25 protein-coding genes and 1 tRNA gene are annotated in these 17,743 nt (G+C 51.9%); 14 read left to right on the top strand and 12 right to left on the bottom strand.

All coding sequences use genetic code 11. From position 1 onward, the window contains the following. Positions 1-177: 177 nt before the first annotated feature. Positions 178-501: an iron-sulfur cluster biosynthesis family protein gene (locus V3851_RS02205; RefSeq protein ID WP_331844846.1), complete on the top strand. Its 324-nt coding sequence runs from the start codon at positions 178-180 to the stop codon at positions 499-501. A gap of 74 nt (positions 502-575) precedes the next feature. Here the strand turns inward: V3851_RS02205 and V3851_RS02200 are convergent, their stop codons facing one another. Continuing rightward, entirely contained in the window at positions 576-914 is a 339-nt protein-coding gene (locus tag V3851_RS02200) for a L,D-transpeptidase (protein ID WP_331844845.1), read from the bottom strand. 148 nt (positions 915-1,062) lie between these two features. Next, complete coding sequence (locus tag V3851_RS02195; RefSeq protein ID WP_331844844.1) at positions 1,063-1,338, bottom strand: aspartyl-phosphate phosphatase Spo0E family protein; 276 nt, start codon at positions 1,336-1,338, stop codon at positions 1,063-1,065. 256 nt (positions 1,339-1,594) lie between these two features. On the opposite strand from V3851_RS02195, the gene V3851_RS02190 reads away from it, so the two are divergent. Next, entirely contained in the window at positions 1,595-1,864 is a 270-nt protein-coding gene (locus V3851_RS02190; protein ID WP_331844843.1) for a WGxxGxxG family protein, read from the top strand. 56 nt (positions 1,865-1,920) lie between these two features. Here the strand turns inward: V3851_RS02190 and V3851_RS02185 are convergent, their stop codons facing one another. Then, positions 1,921-2,079: a hypothetical protein gene (locus V3851_RS02185; protein ID WP_331844842.1), complete on the bottom strand. Its 159-nt coding sequence runs from the start codon at positions 2,077-2,079 to the stop codon at positions 1,921-1,923. A 126-nt stretch (positions 2,080-2,205) separates the two neighbouring features. Between V3851_RS02185 and V3851_RS02180 the strand changes: the two genes are divergently transcribed. The 5 genes from V3851_RS02180 (at position 2,206) to V3851_RS02160 (ending at position 6,534) form a co-directional block, all read left to right on the top strand. Next, positions 2,206-2,290 (top strand) — tRNA-Leu (locus V3851_RS02180). 202 nt (positions 2,291-2,492) lie between these two features. After that, positions 2,493-4,721, top strand: coding sequence for an Ig-like domain-containing protein (locus V3851_RS02175; protein ID WP_331844841.1), 2,229 nt, complete (start codon positions 2,493-2,495; stop codon positions 4,719-4,721). Positions 4,722-4,845: 124 nt separating this feature from the next. Continuing rightward, positions 4,846-5,769 carry a ComEC/Rec2 family competence protein gene (locus tag V3851_RS02170; RefSeq protein WP_331844840.1) on the top strand — a complete coding sequence of 308 codons (924 nt, stop codon included), beginning with the start codon at positions 4,846-4,848 and terminating at the stop codon, positions 5,767-5,769. A 7-nt stretch (positions 5,770-5,776) separates the two neighbouring features. Then, positions 5,777-5,989, top strand: coding sequence for a DUF3006 domain-containing protein (locus tag V3851_RS02165; protein WP_331844839.1), 213 nt, complete (start codon positions 5,777-5,779; stop codon positions 5,987-5,989). Between the two features lie 26 nt (positions 5,990-6,015). Further along, complete coding sequence (locus V3851_RS02160; protein ID WP_331844838.1) at positions 6,016-6,534, top strand: DinB family protein; 519 nt, start codon at positions 6,016-6,018, stop codon at positions 6,532-6,534. Between the two features lie 73 nt (positions 6,535-6,607). On the opposite strand, the gene manA is transcribed toward V3851_RS02160, so the two are convergent. Both manA and V3851_RS02150 read right to left on the bottom strand, forming a co-directional pair. After that, positions 6,608-7,552, bottom strand: coding sequence for a mannose-6-phosphate isomerase, class I (manA, locus tag V3851_RS02155; RefSeq protein ID WP_331844837.1), 945 nt, complete (start codon positions 7,550-7,552; stop codon positions 6,608-6,610). An 18-nt stretch (positions 7,553-7,570) separates the two neighbouring features. Next, positions 7,571-8,500, bottom strand: a complete 930-nt coding sequence (locus V3851_RS02150; protein ID WP_331844836.1) for an ROK family protein — start codon at positions 8,498-8,500, stop codon at positions 7,571-7,573. A gap of 111 nt (positions 8,501-8,611) precedes the next feature. Between V3851_RS02150 and V3851_RS02145 the strand changes: the two genes are divergently transcribed. Continuing rightward, positions 8,612-9,646: a LacI family DNA-binding transcriptional regulator gene (locus tag V3851_RS02145; protein WP_331844835.1), complete on the top strand. Its 1,035-nt coding sequence runs from the start codon at positions 8,612-8,614 to the stop codon at positions 9,644-9,646. Between the two features lie 67 nt (positions 9,647-9,713). On the opposite strand, the gene V3851_RS02140 is transcribed toward V3851_RS02145, so the two are convergent. Next, positions 9,714-10,331 carry a superoxide dismutase gene (locus V3851_RS02140; protein ID WP_331844834.1) on the bottom strand — a complete coding sequence of 206 codons (618 nt, stop codon included), beginning with the start codon at positions 10,329-10,331 and terminating at the stop codon, positions 9,714-9,716. A 198-nt stretch (positions 10,332-10,529) separates the two neighbouring features. On the opposite strand from V3851_RS02140, the gene V3851_RS02135 reads away from it, so the two are divergent. Continuing rightward, entirely contained in the window at positions 10,530-10,784 is a 255-nt protein-coding gene (locus tag V3851_RS02135) for a YuzB family protein (protein WP_414859243.1), read from the top strand. Between the two features lie 46 nt (positions 10,785-10,830). Here the strand turns inward: V3851_RS02135 and V3851_RS02130 are convergent, their stop codons facing one another. Beyond that, complete coding sequence (locus tag V3851_RS02130) at positions 10,831-11,478, bottom strand: helix-turn-helix transcriptional regulator (RefSeq protein WP_331844833.1); 648 nt, start codon at positions 11,476-11,478, stop codon at positions 10,831-10,833. 29 nt (positions 11,479-11,507) lie between these two features. Further along, positions 11,508-12,401 carry an oxygen-dependent tRNA uridine(34) hydroxylase TrhO gene (trhO, locus tag V3851_RS02125; protein WP_331844832.1) on the bottom strand — a complete coding sequence of 298 codons (894 nt, stop codon included), beginning with the start codon at positions 12,399-12,401 and terminating at the stop codon, positions 11,508-11,510. Between the two features lie 120 nt (positions 12,402-12,521). Between trhO and V3851_RS02120 the strand changes: the two genes are divergently transcribed. Next, positions 12,522-13,223, top strand: coding sequence for a PIG-L deacetylase family protein (locus V3851_RS02120; protein ID WP_331844831.1), 702 nt, complete (start codon positions 12,522-12,524; stop codon positions 13,221-13,223). 92 nt (positions 13,224-13,315) lie between these two features. Here V3851_RS02120 and V3851_RS02115 read toward each other — a convergent pair whose 3' ends face one another. The 4 genes from V3851_RS02115 to V3851_RS02100 all read right to left on the bottom strand — a co-directional run bounded on the left by V3851_RS02115 (position 13,316) and on the right by V3851_RS02100 (position 15,633). Next, positions 13,316-13,858 carry a DoxX family protein gene (locus V3851_RS02115; protein WP_331844830.1) on the bottom strand — a complete coding sequence of 181 codons (543 nt, stop codon included), beginning with the start codon at positions 13,856-13,858 and terminating at the stop codon, positions 13,316-13,318. 219 nt (positions 13,859-14,077) lie between these two features. Then, complete coding sequence (locus V3851_RS02110) at positions 14,078-14,266, bottom strand: hypothetical protein (RefSeq protein ID WP_331844829.1); 189 nt, start codon at positions 14,264-14,266, stop codon at positions 14,078-14,080. Positions 14,267-14,356: 90 nt separating this feature from the next. Beyond that, complete coding sequence (locus V3851_RS02105) at positions 14,357-14,722, bottom strand: YidH family protein (protein ID WP_331844828.1); 366 nt, start codon at positions 14,720-14,722, stop codon at positions 14,357-14,359. A gap of 146 nt (positions 14,723-14,868) precedes the next feature. Continuing rightward, a complete protein-coding gene (locus V3851_RS02100; RefSeq protein WP_331844827.1) occupies positions 14,869-15,633 on the bottom strand; it encodes a polysaccharide deacetylase family protein in 765 nt (254 codons plus the stop codon). 214 nt (positions 15,634-15,847) lie between these two features. Between V3851_RS02100 and V3851_RS02095 the strand changes: the two genes are divergently transcribed. From V3851_RS02095 to V3851_RS02080, 4 genes are all read left to right on the top strand, one after another. Beyond that, a complete protein-coding gene (locus V3851_RS02095; protein WP_331844826.1) occupies positions 15,848-15,949 on the top strand; it encodes a sporulation protein YjcZ in 102 nt (33 codons plus the stop codon). Between the two features lie 699 nt (positions 15,950-16,648). Beyond that, on the top strand, positions 16,649-16,957 hold the full coding sequence (locus tag V3851_RS02090) for a PadR family transcriptional regulator (RefSeq protein WP_331845247.1): 309 nt from the start codon (positions 16,649-16,651) through the stop codon (positions 16,955-16,957). Continuing rightward, the gene (locus V3851_RS02085) at positions 16,954-17,310 is read left to right on the top strand and encodes a DUF1048 domain-containing protein (RefSeq protein WP_331844825.1); all 357 of its coding nucleotides are present in this window, start codon (positions 16,954-16,956) and stop codon (positions 17,308-17,310) included. The genes V3851_RS02090 and V3851_RS02085 overlap by 4 nt, the downstream gene beginning before the upstream one ends. A gap of 1 nt (position 17,311) precedes the next feature. Next, positions 17,312-17,662 (top strand): DUF1048 domain-containing protein, encoded by a 351-nt coding sequence (locus V3851_RS02080; RefSeq protein WP_331844824.1) that lies wholly within the window; start codon positions 17,312-17,314, stop codon positions 17,660-17,662. Positions 17,663-17,743 lie beyond the last annotated feature (81 nt).

Raw genomic sequence — 17,743 nt, 5'->3', positions numbered from 1 at the left:
TAAGATAAGCGCATTATGATAAAGATACCCCTTAGTTAATGTTGGCCGAAGAGATCCCGCTGAAAATAGCGGGGTCTCTTTATTTTCGGCGGGTGTGATCGTAATAATTGTTTTTTCACGGACGGAAGGATAAAATTTTAACAGTGAAATTTTATATGATAAGGTGGGTTTGTACTGATGAACATCAAACTGAAAGTGGATGATTTGTCCGCCGGCAGGCTAGAGGCCGCTCTTGGCCAACGCCCGGGGGAGTTTAAATTATTCTTTGATACCGAGGGATGCGGTTGCAATGGCGTAATCGCGGTACTGATCATCAACGGGCCGGAGCCGACGGACCTAAAAGTTCAGGCCGAACCTTACTCTTTTTATGTCGACCGGCAGCAGGCGTCTTTATTTGACGAGGATATGCGGCTTGAAGCGTTTCCGGACTATCCCGCGTTTAAGCTTGTCAGCAATTCCGGGGTATTGGGCAGCAATATCCGCTTCAAGGATATCCGTTAATCCGATTGAAAGCATGGCAAAGAGCCCTTGCGAAGCAAGGGTTTTAGCAGATTATAGAAAAAACTGCCGATTCTTTACTTCCTGATCGTTACGGGAGTCCCGATCGGCACCAGGTCGGCCAATTGGACAACGTCCTCGTTATGCATTCGGATGCATCCATGGGACACTTCCTTACCGATGGATGACGGATCATTCGTTCCGTGAATCCCGTAATGCGGTTTGGATAATCCCATCCAATACGCCCCGAAAGGTCCCCCAGGGTTGGGGGCTTTGTTTACGATCGTAAAAGTTCCTACAGGAGTTTGAGTCAGCATTTTTCCGATCCCGACGGGAAAGCCTCTTACTACGGTGTACCCGTCAAGCAAATACAGCATCCGGTCCGATAAGTCAACGATAATCCGGTAGTTAGGCATCTTGCCGATTGCCTCCTCGCTTGTCATTGTCATTTAGTCTATGCGCATTCGACCAAATATGCCTGGGCCCTCTACAGAAGCTGTATTTTTATCGGAATACGGAGATACCCCACACTATAAAGGAGCCGCGCAAGCGGCTCCCTTTTCATCATTTTCCGAGCTTGTCCTTCTGGAATTCATTTAGCAGCCGATCAAGCTTTTGACTTAAAATTACCAATTCCCGGTCGGCCAGTCGTTTGTACATTGCGAGCCTATTCAATTCCTTCCGTAGCTCTTCAATTTTGCGGATAATCTCCAAAGCGAACAACTCCTGAGATTTAATATCTATGTAATACGTCCGCTGTGCACTGGCGACCGTTTTGCGGAAACCCGCTTTGGCACTGTCCGCACCAGACCAAAGTGGTATTATACAAATTCGATTCATTCGGACACTTATCCTGCATTCCAGAAAAAAATGTAAAAAACCGTCGAATATTGTGATTATTTTTCCTTGACTTCCGTAGATTTACGGTTAATAAGCGAACGGGTACAGCTTTTCGTATTCGGAACGCCAGCATCAAAAAAATGCATAAATATATAATGAGACAAATTAATATTAGGGGACTGAGTTTGCATAAAGGATATTACTTCCGGGAAGCTTACCAGATGAGGTTACATTTAATCGAGGAGGTGCTTCCTGTTTGAAAAAGAGTTTGGCGACTTTGCTTGTTACCGCTATGGTATCCGTTTTGTTGGCGCTCCCGGTTTCCGCCTACGGAAACGATACGACCGGCAACGGAAATACGTATAACACGACGGGTAATTATTCAACCAACACAACGGGTTATTCAACGAATAACGTCCGCGCCCGCGCCACAACAACCGGTACCAGTTCGAATTGGGGTTGGCTTGGCTTGATCGGTCTTCTCGGTCTTGCCGGTATGCGCCGTAGAGAATCGGACCGTTCTTAAGTGAACGCAAAACAGCCTCCTATTACAAGGAGGCTGTTTTGATGCTACCCGCAACTTTATCGTTCTTCGTCTCGCCCGGTTTGTTCATAAGCGATAAGCGTAATTTCTTCGCCCGTTATTCGCTGTAATGTTTTCTCGGCTTCTTTGATCACGGCTACCGCCTCGGCCGCCTGCTTCAAAGGAGCCACCTGATATTGTTCCGTGGAAATCTTCATGTAAAACCTCCTGAATTGGTATAGGGTATAGGATTCCCCGAAAAAATTCATTCCATGACCAATAAAATATATTGAATCTGAAAGCAATTCCGGGTATAATCAATTTTACGGGATTTTCCTCAACCTGCCGGGGTGGCGGAATAGGCAGACGCAACAGACTTAAAATCTGTCGGGAGTTTCTCCCGTACCGGTTCGAGTCCGGTTCTCGGCATCACAATGAAACACCGTTCGGTTTTCGCGGGAGCGAAAGCCGGGCGGTGTTTTTTTATTGGCCGCTCTTAAATTAGAACTAGGAAAAAGGTCATATTTTATCAAAAAAGGTTACTAAATTTATCCTAAAAGCCGATATAAAACGGTATAGGCCTGGAAAGGAGTAATATTCCGGCAAAGATGGAACCAAAGGAGAGAAATGAATGAGTGTTAGAAGGAAAATGACGGGTTGGCTCCTGATGCTAACGTTGCTGCTTGCCGTAGTATTTCCAAATGGCGCTTACGCAGCTACCGGAGATGTCGTCGCAATCGATATCGACGGCTCCGGAACGACGGTTGAACTGACCGTGGGCAAAACAACGAAGCAGTTGAAAGTATGGGGAACGGTGGAAGGCTCCTCCGTGAAACGCGATCTGACGAATGCGGTGACCTGGACCTCCAGCGACAGCGAAGTCGTCAAGGTCTCAAGCGGGTTCCTTACCCCGCTGAAGGCCGGTACGGTTACGATTCGTGCGGATTACGAGTCCGCGACTTCGACCATCGAAGTCAAGGCGGTTAATTCCTATGACGGATTGACCCTCGAATATTCGAAGAACGGTAAATACAAGCTCGGCACGGGCGCCAAAAATCTGAAGGTCAAAGCGCTGGCCGCCATCGGCGCCACCGACGGGGAGACCGTCGACGTGACCGAGGATGCGACCTGGTCCAGCTCGAACGAAGGCGTTCTTACAATCGAAAAAGGACAAATTACACTCGTTGCGGAAGGAACGGCCACCGTTACCGCGAAGTACTCGGGGCTTACGGCAACGTTTACCGCAACGGTCAGCTCGCCTTATTCCGAATTGAAATTGAACTATATCGTGGATGATCAAACGCTGTCCGCCGATGAAGTTGAGCTCGTTGTCGGCGACGATGATGCGGTTCTTAAAGCTTTCTCCACCCTTGCGAGCGACCAAAGCTCGGAGGATGTAACGGAAGACGCCACCTGGTCATCTTCCGATAGCAATGTCGCCACCGTGGAAGACGGCAAAATCAAGGCCTTGGCGGTCGGCAAAACGACGATTACGGCGCAATACCTCGGGGTGAGAGCGCAGTCCGTGGTTTACGTCCGGGCGCCGTACGAGGCGATCCTGCTCAACCCTTCCGGCGACCAAAGCCTGTTTATCGGCGAGGTGCTGGAAGTGGGCGCCAAGATGAGAAGCAGCGCCAACGCCTCGGTCGATGTAGGCTCGACGGCGACTTGGACTTCTTCGAATCCGCTCGCGGTTACGGTGTCCGGCGGTGCGGTTACCGCACGGGCGGTGGGTACATCGACGATTACGGTAAGCAATCTGGGCATCAGCAAAACGATGAAAGTTACGGTTAGCCCGACCATCACAGAGCTTTCGGTCGAGGAAACCGAACTCGAAATGTATAGGGACGATACGCTGAAATTGCCGAAAGTCACCGGCACGAAGCTGGACGAAGAAGAAACCGATATGAGCGATCTGGTCAAGTGGTCTTCGGATAATGAGGAAATCGCCAAAATCGAAGACGGCAAAATCGTCGCCTTGGAGAAAGGCACGGTAACCTTAACGGCGTCGCTTCCGGAGTCGGAAGTTACCGAGGCTACGGCTCATGACATCCGTGAGGAGACGGTATCCGTAAGCCTTACGGTTAAAGAGAACGTACTGGCATTGCTGCCGGACGTTGAGAGAATCAGCGCCGTCGTCGGCGAACAAACCGACCTTCCGCAAGTGACGGTCGTATGGGAAGACGGCGAAGAAGCGGACATTACGGATACAATTGAATGGACGCTTACCGGATCCAATGCGGTCATTAAAACGACCTCCAGCGGCAAAGTCCTTAAAGGACTGACGAAGGGTTCGGCGACCTTGAAAGGAACATACTCGGAGAAGACGATCACGGTTCCGGTTACCGTGGAGCAGAAAATCACCAAGGTTGTCGTGGATCCGACTTCCGTCGAACTCAATTTGAAGAAATCGAAGGCCATCAAGGTTACTGGTTATTATACCGACGGCAAAACCGTGAACCTGTCGAGCAAGATGGGATGGCAGTCCTCCAATACTGAAGTCGCTACAATCACTACGACTTCCGTAAAGGCCGTGGGAATCGGTACGGCGACGCTTACCGGCTCCTACCAGGGGCATGATGTCAGCGTCAAAATCAACGTAGTTCCTAAACTCACGAAGCTGACGGTCGACGAGAAGAGCCTGCAATTGTCACCGGGGTACGTCAAGACGGTTGCTTTGACCGCGACGTATGATACCGGGGCGACTTCGGCCGTAACGGGCAGCGCGACCTGGACAAGCTCGAAGCCTTCCGTGGCCACGGTGACGGGCGGCAAGATTCAGGCGGTTGCCAAGGGCAGCGCCACCATCAAAGCGGTGTACGGCGGCAAGACCGTGTCCATTAGAGTCACCGTAAAATAAAACGCATTTGGTTTTAAGGCAGCTTGCCTTCCACTCCTGGAGGGCGGGCTGCTTTTTTCTCTGTAAGGCGACAGGTTTGTTATGATATATTAGAAAAAAGAATTGGAAGAGGAATTTGCCAACCATGATCAGACACAATCGAAAAAAGACAGGAAAGCATCATTTATTACTTGGAATTTGTTTATTCGTTATCTGCTCTTTATTGTCGGGCTGCGCCTTGGAGCTCGGCGACTTTTCCGCACCGGAGCGCGCCGAGGTAGATTCGGCGGCAGGGTCCGCTTCGTTGGACGGGAACCCGCTGCGGGTGATTTTTCTGGACGTTGGCCAGGGAGCGTCGCAGCTCCTGATCAGCCCTTCGGGGCGCACGATGTTGATCGACGCCGGGAACAATAACATGGAGGAGCAGATGCTGGATTATTTGAGCCAGTATGGAGTCGGCAAGATCGACGTGGTTATCGGCACCCATCCCGACGCCGACCATATCGGCGGGCTGGACGCCGTAATTGACCACCACGAAGTAGGCGCCATCTATATGCCGAAGGTCCAGTCCAACACCAAAACATTCGAGTCGCTGTTGACCTCGATCCGGAATAAAGGACTCAAGGTAAAGAGCGCTCAGGCAGGGTTGGAGCCCGACTGGGACGACCAGGTGAAGGTGAGCATGCTTGCGCCGGTGGAAGCGAACGACGACAGCAATAACATGAGCGCGGTGCTCAAGGTGAGCTACGGCGAAACCTCGTTCCTGCTGACCGGCGACGCCGAGCGGGCGAGCGAAGCGGCGATGCTGGACGCCGGAGAAGATGTACGGGCCGACGTCCTGCTGGTGGGCCATCACGGTTCGAAGTCGTCCACCTCGCCCGATTTTTTGCGGCAGGTCGCTCCGGAGTTTGCCGTGATCCAGGTCGGAGATAACTCTTATGGCCACCCTAAGCAGGAAATCCTCGACCGTCTGAGCAAAAGCGGGGTACGGGTGTTCCGCAATGATCTGCAGGGAACAGTTGAAATCGCTTCGGACGGGCAGAATTACGAGATCATAACGGAGAGGTGATTCGCGCATGGCCGCAATCGTGGAAGGTTTTGAAGGAGAATATTGCATCCTGGAAATCGACGGCGCGGTGAAGGATGTGCCGCGGCGGCAGGTGGATGCAAGCGTACGGGCCGGGGATGTCGTAACCTGGAACGGAGAAAAGTGGGTTTCCGATATGGAGGAGACCAAGAATCGCTCACGACAGATCCGCAAGCTGATGGACGAGGTTTGGGAAGATTGACTACATAACGAAGAGGAGAGGAAAATATGTTGAAGAGACCGGAAATCGGGGAAATAGCCAGTCATTTTCAAGCTTATATTCAAGAGGTTCCCGATGAAGATTTGGAAGCTTTATTGGAAAAGCAGGTTGACGAGGTGATCGGGCTCATGGGCAATCTTACGGAGGAGCAGGCGGCTTACCGCTATGCCGAAGGAAAATGGAGCCTGAAACAAGTGCTTGGCCATATTACGGATACAGAGCGCATATTCAGTTATCGATTGCTGTGCATCGCCCGGGGCGATAAGACGCCGCTGCCCGGCTTCGAAGAAGGGCTGTATGCCGTCAACTCGCCGGCTGACCGCATGACGTTGAACGAGCTGCTCCAGGATTTTGCGGCCGTCCGCATTTCAACGCTGTCGCTGTTCCGTCAGCTTCAGGATGAAGAATGGGAGCGGGTCGGAACATTCAGCGGCAATCCCGGATCCGCGAAGGTCCTTGCATACCTAATCGCCGGACACTCCATTCATCATCTGCGCATCATCCGGGAGCGCTATTTGCAAAACTAATACTTTCGCCGGATGGAACTAAAGCGCCCAGGTTATCACAAAGATAGCCTGAGCGCTTTTTGATGTGCCGGTTTTATTCGTGCGAAATGATCAGCATAAGGTCGCCTTCCAAAGTATAAGGGCCGAAATCGACGGGCAGGATGAAGTGCTCTCCTTTGGCGAGCGGATATTCCACTCCTTGAGCGTGAAGCCGTCCGCTGCCCTCGAGCACGCTGCAAATCGTATATTTGGCGTTTGCGGGTGCTTGGGCTGTTCCGGAAACCGTCCATTTCTCCACGGTAAAGAAGGCATTGGATACAAAGGTCGTGACACTGAGCCCGCTCGAATCCTTGGTGGTATATGTCACCGGTTCGTAGGCCTGCGGGACGGTCGTGACGTCAATCGCTTTCTCCAGGTGCAGATCGCGAAGGTTTCCGTCTTTGTCCCGGCGGTCGTAGTCATATACCCGGTAAGTGGTGTCGGAGCTTTGCTGGGTTTCCAGCACGACGATCCCTTTGCCGAGGGCGTGAATCGTTCCGCTCGGCACGTAGAAGAAATCGCCGCGCTTGACGGGCACCTTGGTCAGAAGTTCATTCCACCGGCCGTCTTGAATCATTTGGATCAATTGTTCTTTTGTCTCGGCTTCGTGCCCGTATATGATCGCGGCGCCCGGCTCGGCATCGACGATGTACCAGCATTCCGTCTTGCCCAGCTCGCCGTTCTCATGCTTGCCGGCATACTCGTCATCCGGATGCACTTGAACCGAGAGGTCGTCGGATGCGTCCAAAATTTTCGTCAGCAGCGGGAAGACGGCCGATTCCGAACAGAACAATTCAGGATGGGCGTTCCACAGCTCGCCGAGCGGAATTCCCTTATAAGGGCCGTTCTTGACGACGCTCTGGCCGTTCGGATGGGCGGACACGGCCCAGCATTCCCCGGTATGATCATTCGGAATCTCATAACCGAACAATTCCTTCAGTTTGGTGCCGCCCCAAATCCGCTCTTGAAAGACGGGCTGCAAAAAAATAGGTTGATTCATCTCTTTAAGTTCCTCCTCTTATCGATAAGTTACATGTACGAGTGCGGCGGCTCCGATCAGCCCGGCATCCTGCCGCAGCGCGGCGGGCACGATCGGCGTGTTTCGTCCCGAAGGGTTTAGGGCGTAGGTTGCGACGTAATCCGTGACCGCTTCAAACAACGCCGCGCCGACTTGGGATACGCCGCCGCCGATCACTACGAGTTCCGGGTCGAGCGTATTGATCAGGGTAACGCAACCGATGCCGATATAGCGGAACACTTGGTTCACGAGCTCCTTCATGCGGTCATCTTGACCGGAGAAGGACAGCTCGAACACTTCCCGGCTGGAAACGGGACGTCCCAGCAGCTCGCCGGCCTGCCGCGCGATCGCCGTGCCGGAGGCGATCCATTCCCAGCAGCCCTGCTGCCCGCAGACGCAGGTTCCGGCAGCGGGGTCGATGACGAAATGCCCGACGTCGCCGGCATTCCCGGTCGCGCCCGTGATCAGTCTGCCGCCGCTGTAGATGCCCGCGCCGATGCCGGTGCTGATCGTGATGTAGACGAAATCTTCGGCATCGCGGGCGGCGCCGAGCCATTTCTCCGCCAAGGCGGCGGCGGTGGCGTCGTTCTCGAAGAAGATCGGCAGGTGGCCGTAATGCCGCTTCAACGATTCGACGACGGGAAAGCCCCACCATTCCGGCAGGTTCGGCGGCTTCACGATCTGCCCGAGCCTGGTGTTGATCGGTCCGGGCGCGCCGATGCCGATACCGCGGGCCGCGGATTCCGCGACGCCGGCGTCTGCGGCGAGCTGCTTGACGGCCGCGGCGATGCGGTCGACCATAGCGGACGGCGGGACGGTGCGGTCCGTAGGCAGCGTCGTCTTCGCCAGCACCTCGCCTCCGTCGTCGACAAACCCGATGGCGGTTTTGGTTCCGCCGATGTCAATGCCAACTGCATAACTCAAGGTCATTACCTCCAGGTTTTCTTTGGGCTGCGCATCACTTGACAAACTTGACAATAATTAAATTTGTAAAGTATTATAAGGCTTAGTTTAGCATGTTTCGGAAGGAATGAAAAGAACATGGCCCGCAAAAAGAAAGTGTCGATGCAGGACATTGCCGACCGGCTGCAGATCTCCAAAAATGCGGTCTCTTTGGCTTTGCTCAACAAGAAAGGCGTCAGCGAGGAGATGCGCAGCCGGATTGTGCAGACGGCCAGAGAAATGGGTTACGGCCCCTTTGCCGACAAGACGCCCGCAAGCGGAAATATTTTGGTGCTGGTGCCGGAGCGGATCATGAGCTACCAGGATAACGACCATTTCCAGTTCTATCATGATATGATCTGGGGGTTGGAGAAAAGCATCCGCGCTAGGGGATTGAACGCGGTGGTCGTCCCGATCGGGAGGGAGATGGAGCTGCGGCTGGAGCTGCCGCGGCACTGCTCGGAGATCGCCTACCTCGGCATCGTCCTGTTCGGCATCGTGGACGAGGCGTACGCCCGCGTCGTCTGGGAGCTGGATGTTCCGCTCGTGATGCTCGATTCCTATCATCGCGGGCTTCCGTGCCCGGTCGTCGCCTCGGCGAATATCGAAGGCGCCGATGAGGCCGTCTCGATGCTGATCCGGCTGGGTCACCGGGATATCGGCTTCATCGGGCCGGCCAATCTGACGACCAGCCACGAGGAGCGCTGGTATGGCTATTGGAGAGCCATGCAGGCCCACGGGATCGGGATCCGTGACGATTATATTTTAACTTCTTCGCGCAGTTTTGATTACACGGAGCAGGAGATCGGCGTGTTTCTGGACGGGATGAAGCGGAAGCCGAGCGCCTTTTTTTGCGGTAACGACCGGATCGCCTATTTGCTTGCGAGGCAGCTCGGCAAGCGGGACATTCGCGTTCCGGACGACATCTCCGTCGTCGGCTTCGACGGACTTCGCTACGAAGACGAGAACGGGCTGCAGATGACGACGATGCGGGTGGAGAAAGCGAAAATGGCCGACGCGGCGACAAGTCTGCTGCTGTCGGTCGCGGGGGAAGGGGGCTTGCGGGAAGCGATCCGCGTGCATGTGGCACCGACGCTCGTAACGGGCAACTCCGTCCGCGAAAGACCGGAATAAACAAAAAAACGGCTGGACCGAAGGGTAGGAGATACCCGGTCCAACCGTTTTTTTAATTAAAGGATGATTATTTATTCAAAGCCGCTTCATAGCGTTTCGAAACTTCCGCCCAGTTGATCACGTTGAAGAAGGCTGCGATGTAGTCGGGGCGTTTGTTTTGATATTTCAGATAGTAGGCATGCTCCCAAACGTCCAGGCCAAGGATCGGCGTTTTGCCTTCCATGATCGGGGAATCTTGGTTCGGCAAGCTGTAAACGGACAATTTGCCGTCAGCGTCTACCGCGAGGAACGCCCAGCCGCTGCCGAAACGGGTTGTAGCCGCTTTGGAGAAATCCTCTTTGAATTTGTCGAAGCCGCCGAGCTCGTTGTTGATGGCATCCGCCAATTTGCCGGAAGGCTGGCCGCCGCCGTTTGGCCCGATAATTTCCCAGAACAGGGAGTGGTTGGCATGGCCACCGCCGTTGTTGCGGACCGCGGTGCGGATGCTTTCCGGAACGCTGTCCAGATCTGCGATCAGTTCTTCTACGGATTTCGCTTGCAGTTCAGGCGCGGATTCGAGCGCCGCATTCAGGTTTGTTACGTAAGTGTTGTGGTGACGGTCATGGTGAATCATCATCGTTTGTTCGTCGATATGCGGTTCCAGTGCATTGTTGGCGTAAGGAAGAGCTGGTAATTGATGTGCCATTTTTTATCATCCTCTCCAAAGTATATGTAATGTTATATTTAACACTCCCTATTATAATTATCCTTAATCACTTAGTCAACATAAATGTATATTAAGTATGTTTAATAGGCGATTCACATTGACAAACCTGATGTTGTTTATCATAATGAGGGATCGAATGCATTTATGTAAGCTAATTAAGATATGGGGTGAGCAAAATTGGGCTTGGGCATCGTCGTTGTTGAAGTGTGCGACAGCAATTTGCTGAGCGCGCTGGATTTGGAGCGGTTGGAAGAGGAATACCCCGAGATTGCCGTGCTCCGCCAGGACTGTCTTAATTTATGCGGCCTGTGCAGAATCAGACCTTACGCATTGGTGAACGGACGAAGAATTTTCGCCAAAACGACCGAGGAATGCGTCGCGCTGATCAAACAAGCGATCGAGGAAGAGCTGAAGGCTTTTCACGAAATATAATAAAAAATACCTCCGGCCAGCCGATTTCGCGGCCCCGGAGGGTATTTTAATGTTCGGCGCCTTGACGGCCCGATTTGATGACATAGGTACATCTCCGGCCCTCCTGGGCCAGACATTCCGTCCGCTCGACGCTTGCGTCCAGAAGCGATTCGAACAGCTTCAGCTCGCATTCGCACGCATGAGTATATCGGTTCGCGATTTGCGAAATCGGGCAATTGTACTCCATGAGCACAAGATCGCCGTCCTCCTGCTGCTTGAATTCCGTCATATATCCGTTCTCGTTCTGGATTTCGGCGAGCCGGCGCACTTTCTCCGGCAATTCCTTGCCCTGCATGTCGGCTTCGTACTGCCGGTTCAATTTGTCTTTGCGCCGGTCGAACAGATGATTGACGGAGTTTTCGCCGTATTCGTTCTCCAATTCGCCCAGCAAATCAAGGGTCAGGGTATGATATTTCTTGGGGAACATACCTTCCGCCGATTCGGTCAGACCGTAGACGGCGGTTGGGCGGCCCAGCGTTTGCCGGATCATCTTCGATTCGATCAGCCCGTCCCGTTCCATCGTCCCAAGGTGGCGGCGGACCGCCATTTCCGTGATTCCGAGCTGCTCGGTAATCTCCCGGGTGCTAAGCGGACCGGATGTCTTCATCATTTGCAAAATCCGGTTCCGGGTAGAGATCTCTTTGGCTTGATTCATAACGGATACTCCCTTCGGGGCGCTTCGCTTCAGCCCAGTTTGACAGCCTGCGCCGCTTCCATGCATGCTTCCGAGCAAAAGCCCTGATGTTCTTCCTCGCAATCCTCGCAGCATACATATTGCAGATTGCACACGGGACAATTAATATATCGGTCGTGGCTTACGCCGCAATGATAGCAATGCGCGATCACGACGTCTTCATCGGTCCGGTTGATCGGCACCGAGATGCGCTCGTCGAACACATAGCATTTGCCGTCGAACATCCGTCCCTGTACCTCGGGATCCTTGCCGTAAGTGACAATTCCGCCTTCCAGCTGGGATACATCCTGAAATCCTTCGTTCAGCAGAAACCCGGTCAGCTTCTCGCAGCGGATGCCGCCGGTGCAATAGGTCAAAACCGTCTTGTCCTTGTACTGGCTCAAATTCTGCCGGATCCATTCCGGGAATTCGCGGAACGATTCCACCTCGGGACGAATGGCGCCGCGGAAATGGCCGATATCGTATTCGTAATCATTGCGGCCGTCGATGACGATCACGTCCTCGTCCTTCAGCTTTTCATAGAACTCTGCCGGAGACAAGCGCTTGCCGCTCAGCGTATTCGGATCGAGCTCACGCTCGTACCGGAAGGTGACCAGCTCTTTTTTGTGGCGGACGAACATCTTTTTGAAGGCATGCTCGTCGGCTTCGTCGATCTTGAACACGATATCCTTGAATTCCGGCATGGCGCGGAGATCGGCCATATAGCGGTCGGTTTGCTCCACGGTGCCGGATACGGTGCCGTTGATGCCTTCCGACGCGATGAGGATGCGCCCTTTCAAGCCCAGATCCTTGCAATATTGCAAATGCTCCGCCGTAAAGGTCTCGGGGGAAGCGATATTAACGTATTTATAAAACAATAAAATGCGATATGCATGTTGACTCATGTGTGATCACCTGTCTATAGTAAGATTCTACTGAATTGTAGAGAATTTTATCGACTTAGTCAATATTAAAGTATAGTAAGTATAGTAAATAATACACAGCCAGACGAGGAGGAAGTACCGATGAAACAAAATAAAACCGTAGCCTTTATCTATGCGCATCCCGATGATGAAACGTTCGGCTGCTCGTATCTGATCCGCAGCATTTCCGAGGCGGGCGGCCGGCCCGTCCTGCTCACGGCAACCCGGGGGGACGCGGGGAAGACGGGGCATTTGGGAGCGATGACCCGGGAGGAGCTGGCGGCGAAGCGGGATCTCGAACTGGAAAAGGCGATTGAGATTCTCGGCATCGCGGCGGCGGAGCAGCTCGGTATGGGGGACGGAAAGCTGAAGGAGGTGGAACCGGCCTTGCTTCAGGAGCGGATCGCCGAATTTTTGACGCGGCACCGGGCCGATGTAGTCGTGACCTTTCCCGAAGACGGCCTTTCGGGGCACCGGGATCATATCGTGATTCATCATGCCGTAAATAAAGTGGTGTATGGCGGCCGGGCTCCATCGGTACAGAAATTGTATTATAACCAAGTCGGCTCCTATGCTTCGGATAAATCCAGCGTACTTCGGGTGGAAGCCGGGGAGCGCTGGGAAGCCAAGCGCCGGGCGCTGGAAGCCCATCAATCTCAGGTGTTCAGCGTGGAACGGGTATTCGGCAAGCTTGGCGCGATGGTCCCGCCGGGTCATCAATTTGAATCGTTTGAGCTGGCATGGGAGCGGGGCGTCCATTATCCGCGGAAAGAGGAAAACTCGGTGTTCGACGGTTTAATTTAGGGGGCAAGCGGGGTAAAATTCTAAGCACAAAAAAAGCCGGGGGATCGTGTTCATCCTCCGGCTTTTTGCAATCATTTATTCGAAACTTTGGCTTATGCCGTATGTTTAACTTCTTTCAATGGTTGATTCGGTGTTTTTTCAACGGCTTTTGCGGTACCTTTTTTGTTGAACAAACCGCGCAGGTAAGGGAGAACAAAACGGTCAAGTCCGATCTTGCCGGCGTTCGCGGCGGCTGCGATGACGATTACTTCAAGCAGCAGCATTTGCGCGTTGGTGCTTACCGTACCCGAGAAGAGGAACGCGGCGTTCATCACAAGCCCCATCAGAGCGGCAAAGGTGGTGAATGTACCGAGAATGAGGCCGAGACCTACGAGAAATTCGCCCAATGGAACAATGATATTGAAGGCTTCCGCGCCGGGAAGTGCTACATGCTGCAGGAATGTGCCCCACCAAGCTTGAACGGTTGCGCCTTCACCGGTACTCTTGGCGACGGCTCCGGTCAGAAAGCCTGTGGCGTCGAATCCGCCGGTGAGTTTATGCCAGCCGCCGGTGAGCCATGTATAACCGAGGTATACCCGAATGACGGTGAGGATCCACATTGCCACTTTGTTTGTTTTAAGGAAATTGCTGAACATATTTACCACTCCTAATCCCATTTGTTTTTTTGTTTTTCGGATGATCATCTTTTATGGTTTTAGTATAAGTGATTTTTTTCACTTGATATGTGATTTAAATCACAATTATCAAAATTTTAATTAATTAATTTTATAATTGCTGATTTTAAAGGGAAACTGCAAAGACAAACAAACCGGAGCAAGTTCTGCCCCGGCTATATCCAATGCATTATTTAGCGATTATTTGTTGTTGTCCGACTCTGCCGGGCGATCTTTTGGTTTCCGTTTATCCGCATCCCGGTTCAGCATTTCATCGACCACATCCTCCAACATATTGGTGGCGGCGGCGGACGGATGGTCCGGCTCCGGAATCGGGTCGACGCCGGGGCCGGACCCCAGACCTTTGTATTCTTCCTTCGGCTTGCTCATTGTGATCCATCCTTTCGCTGAAGCTTCTCATTAGATTGTTCCCTTGTCCATAGGTTCTATGTATCCCTTACCCTTATGAAATAAGATGAATCAGGCAAACAAAAGGAAATACATCAGGAAAAAGAGCAGACCAAACACCAGCAGCATCAAAATGACGATCAAGCTCACGATAATATAGGACGAGCGGAATTCATTCCGGTTGATTTGCTTCCGTTTGATCCGGTATTCGAGCGCGGCCGCGACGATGACGGCCGAGCCGATGACGAGAGCGCCGATGCCGGTAATGATCGAAAAGAATCGGGCCGTCTCGCTGTAGGTGGAATTGAAAACGAGCCCGGCGGCCAGAAATCCGATGCCGATGATGGAGATGCTGGTGCGGATCCAGGCGAGGAAGGTCCGCTCATTCGCCAAATGCTGCTGTACATACCGGTTTTCGGCGGATGGATAGTCCTTCATGTCTATTTCCTCCTTATTCGTAATCAATATTTCTTATGTTAGCAATATTAAAAGGAGAAGGGTATCCCCGGCACCACCGGGTATCCTTCTCCATGGACAATTGGCGATCGGCCGCTTATCGCTTGCCGTTAAGCAATCGAATGCGGTCAATGGCTGGCCTTGATGTGATTTTTCGGAGCCACTTTATGCGAAAGCAATTCCGACACCGTGACGAAAGAGTAACCCCGCTTCTTGAGCTCGGGAAGAATGATTTTCAATGCTTCGTAAGTCTGGGTGCTGTTGTGGACAAAATCATGCATCAGCACGATATCGCCATTCCGGGCGTTATTCAGCACTTTGTCGGAGATTCTCCGCACGCCCGGTGATCTCCAATCTTTCGTGTCCTGGTGCCAGGACCACAAGATCATCTGCAAATGATGCTGTTTGGACACGGAGATGATTCTGTCGTTATAGAAGCCTCCGGGAGGCCGAAACAGTGCGGGCCTTTGTCCGGTCGCTTTGTAAATGGCTTCCTGAGTCGCGGTCAGTTCTTTCTCCATGGCGCTGGAAGGCAGGCCTTGAAAAGAGGGGTGATGAAAGGAGTGGTTGGCGATCTCATGGCCTTCCGCTAATTCTTGGCGGACGACATCCGGATAACGCTCGACCCGGTCGCCGATCAGAAAAAAGGTCGCTTTCGCCTGGTACTGCTTCAGCAGCTCCAAAATTTTGACGGTTTGCTGATTGTCCGGCCCGTCATCAAAAGTCAGCGCGATATATTTCTCTTCCATCGGCACTTCCCAAACGATGTCTCCGCGCTCTTCGTAGTAGCCCCGGTCTTTTAGCTGTGCAGCGGGATAAGCCTGTGCCTGCAGCGGCGGCAAAGTGGAGCACAAAGCGAGGGCAAGAACCAACGCGGTTTTGAATTTATGCATCAGACATATTCCTCCATTGCAGAACATGTTGTCATCCGGCGTGGATGCGGTCGTCACGATTCGCTTATTTTAGCTACAGGGAGGGGATTTTATCCGTGGAGAAATTTGATATTATTGAGGGGACGAGCCCTTTTTATTAGCCGCCCTGTCTCTTTTCATAATTTTTCATATTATGTACTGTAAAACGAAAACTTGAATCAAGGAGGGTTTATCGATGGGTGAAGTAGCTGGATACGGCGGGGTTGGAACTTCAACGGCGGCCATCCTTGTCTTGTTTATTCTATTGGTTATCGTTTCCAGAGCATTTATATATTAAGAACTAACGATCCCAGAACCTTCATAAAGCCCACACCTTGGGCTTATGAACCAACGCCGCGGTTGTTGGACACCTTTGTCCGGCAACCGGGGTGTTTCTTTTATGCAAAATTCGGCATAAGGGACGGGGTTTAGGGTGCTTAAATCCATTAAGTAAACCATTTGATCATGATTCTGGGCAAATAAAACAAAGCCTCACCGATTAGAGTCGCGATATCGGTAAAACGCTCCGCCTTCGTTCTTCCAAATTTCATGAGATCACCTCGTTCCGAAATTTCCATTATTGTCCGGTTCATTCAGAGAAGGGTAAGAAAGCCGCAGAATAACAAAACGGCTCCAATTATTATAGTTAAGCTTCCCGCAAATTTCTTATAATCGATGTAAGATTTACTATTAATGCTCCCGAGAGTATGAGAAAAATGCCCTTGAACATTAGATCAACTCCCCTAAATATACGGAATTTTATGGAATTTAGTTTCAGGCATCTCTCTATTTGCTAACTGGTATTAATTTTACTGCATAATATCTATAAAGTGGAATTTATCCGAGCAGGCCAAAGAAAGGGGATATTTTTCGCGAATCAGAGCAAAAGCTATTGACAATCATACTACTGTGTGTTACTTTGTAGTGGTAGTAAGTACTACTTCATACCAGTATTACAGAATAGCAGGGAGTGATTGTGCTGGAAAATCTAACGGAAATGCTCAAAGGTGTACTTGAGGGCTGCGTCCTTGAAATTATAAGCCGCAAAGAAACCTACGGCTACGAAATCACGCGGCGGCTGAACGCCCTCGGCTTCACAGATGTTGTGGAGGGAACGGTATACACCATCCTGGTCCGGCTTGAAAAAAATAAATTGGTGGAAATCACCAAGAAGCCCTCTGACATGGGACCGCCGCGAAAGTTTTTCGCGATCAACGACGCAGGGCGCGAGGAACTGCGGAAGTTCTGGGAAAAATGGGAGTTCGTATCGTCAAAAATTAACGAGCTAAAGGAGAAAAAGCAATGAATTTTTGGGAAAAAATCACCGGCAGCGACATGACCAGGGAATTGAAAGCTTTTGAATCGCGAGCCAAAAAACTGCCCGCCGATTATCAAGCGGCATGGGAAAAAATTAAAGCCCATCTTTGGCCGCACTCGGATTTCACCGGTCGCAACCTCATGCCAATTCTTGACGGTGTGCTTGGCCTGCTCGAAGAATCGGCGGCGGACGGTCAGCGTGCCGAAGAGGTGTTGGGTGACGATATCGAGGGCTTCTGTTTAGCACTGGCCGGGATCGATGGGGCAAAGTCTTATCGCGACAAGTGGCGCGAGCAACTCAACAATAATATCGCTAAAAAATTGGGCAAACAGGAGGGATAACATGAAAATAAGAGATATTATAGAAGGCAAAAAAGAGTGGCGAGCGCACGTGGCGCGTGTCAAAGCGCTCCCCCGAGATTATCAGATTGTTTATAACGAGATTCAAAAATATCTCTTTAAGGTCGGCCCTGTTGAACTAACCGAAGGGACGGGTTTACTCTCGGGGATTGTCGACCTTTTTGAAGAGGGCGCGGCCTTGGGGAAGGGCGTGCTCGATGTGACGGGCAGTGACGTAGCGGCTTTCTGCGACGATCTAATCAAAGATTCAAAAACTTACGCCGACATCTATCAAGAATCTGCCCACCAAGAAGTTACCAAGGCCATGAAAAAGGTTACGGATAAAACAAAGTAACAGGGTGTGAAATAAGGAAAATTTATCCGAAATACTGAAGGGATACCTACCGACTGAATGGCTGGTTACGAATGTGAATTG

Source organism: Paenibacillus haidiansis (assembly GCF_036553665.1).
Taxonomy (GTDB): domain Bacteria; phylum Bacillota; class Bacilli; order Paenibacillales; family Paenibacillaceae; genus Fontibacillus; species Fontibacillus haidiansis.
Note: the sequence above shows the minus strand (reverse complement) of the source record. Positions and strands in the feature narration are given on the sequence as shown.

Excerpts from the sequence above, each read along its gene's own strand:
- V3851_RS02205 (WP_331844846.1), top strand. The coding sequence starts at position 178 with ATGAACATCAAACTGAAAGTGGATGATTTGTCCGCCGGCAGGCTAGAG.
- V3851_RS02200 (WP_331844845.1), bottom strand. The coding sequence starts at position 914 with ATGCCTAACTACCGGATTATCGTTGACTTATCGGACCGGATGCTGTAT.
- V3851_RS02195 (WP_331844844.1), bottom strand. The coding sequence starts at position 1,338 with ATGAATCGAATTTGTATAATACCACTTTGGTCTGGTGCGGACAGTGCC.
- V3851_RS02185 (WP_331844842.1), bottom strand. The coding sequence starts at position 2,079 with ATGAAGATTTCCACGGAACAATATCAGGTGGCTCCTTTGAAGCAGGCG.
- V3851_RS02175 (WP_331844841.1), top strand. The coding sequence starts at position 2,493 with ATGAGTGTTAGAAGGAAAATGACGGGTTGGCTCCTGATGCTAACGTTG.
- V3851_RS02170 (WP_331844840.1), top strand. The coding sequence starts at position 4,846 with ATGATCAGACACAATCGAAAAAAGACAGGAAAGCATCATTTATTACTT.
- V3851_RS02165 (WP_331844839.1), top strand. The coding sequence starts at position 5,777 with ATGGCCGCAATCGTGGAAGGTTTTGAAGGAGAATATTGCATCCTGGAA.
- V3851_RS02160 (WP_331844838.1), top strand. The coding sequence starts at position 6,016 with ATGTTGAAGAGACCGGAAATCGGGGAAATAGCCAGTCATTTTCAAGCT.
- manA (WP_331844837.1), bottom strand. The coding sequence starts at position 7,552 with ATGAATCAACCTATTTTTTTGCAGCCCGTCTTTCAAGAGCGGATTTGG.
- V3851_RS02150 (WP_331844836.1), bottom strand. The coding sequence starts at position 8,500 with ATGACCTTGAGTTATGCAGTTGGCATTGACATCGGCGGAACCAAAACC.
- V3851_RS02145 (WP_331844835.1), top strand. The coding sequence starts at position 8,612 with ATGGCCCGCAAAAAGAAAGTGTCGATGCAGGACATTGCCGACCGGCTG.
- V3851_RS02140 (WP_331844834.1), bottom strand. The coding sequence starts at position 10,331 with ATGGCACATCAATTACCAGCTCTTCCTTACGCCAACAATGCACTGGAA.
- V3851_RS02130 (WP_331844833.1), bottom strand. The coding sequence starts at position 11,478 with ATGAATCAAGCCAAAGAGATCTCTACCCGGAACCGGATTTTGCAAATG.
- trhO (WP_331844832.1), bottom strand. The coding sequence starts at position 12,401 with ATGAGTCAACATGCATATCGCATTTTATTGTTTTATAAATACGTTAAT.
- V3851_RS02120 (WP_331844831.1), top strand. The coding sequence starts at position 12,522 with ATGAAACAAAATAAAACCGTAGCCTTTATCTATGCGCATCCCGATGAT.
- V3851_RS02115 (WP_331844830.1), bottom strand. The coding sequence starts at position 13,858 with ATGTTCAGCAATTTCCTTAAAACAAACAAAGTGGCAATGTGGATCCTC.
- V3851_RS02110 (WP_331844829.1), bottom strand. The coding sequence starts at position 14,266 with ATGAGCAAGCCGAAGGAAGAATACAAAGGTCTGGGGTCCGGCCCCGGC.
- V3851_RS02105 (WP_331844828.1), bottom strand. The coding sequence starts at position 14,722 with ATGAAGGACTATCCATCCGCCGAAAACCGGTATGTACAGCAGCATTTG.
- V3851_RS02100 (WP_331844827.1), bottom strand. The coding sequence starts at position 15,633 with ATGCATAAATTCAAAACCGCGTTGGTTCTTGCCCTCGCTTTGTGCTCC.
- V3851_RS02095 (WP_331844826.1), top strand. The coding sequence starts at position 15,848 with ATGGGTGAAGTAGCTGGATACGGCGGGGTTGGAACTTCAACGGCGGCC.
- V3851_RS02090 (WP_331845247.1), top strand. The coding sequence starts at position 16,649 with ATGCTCAAAGGTGTACTTGAGGGCTGCGTCCTTGAAATTATAAGCCGC.
- V3851_RS02085 (WP_331844825.1), top strand. The coding sequence starts at position 16,954 with ATGAATTTTTGGGAAAAAATCACCGGCAGCGACATGACCAGGGAATTG.
- V3851_RS02080 (WP_331844824.1), top strand. The coding sequence starts at position 17,312 with ATGAAAATAAGAGATATTATAGAAGGCAAAAAAGAGTGGCGAGCGCAC.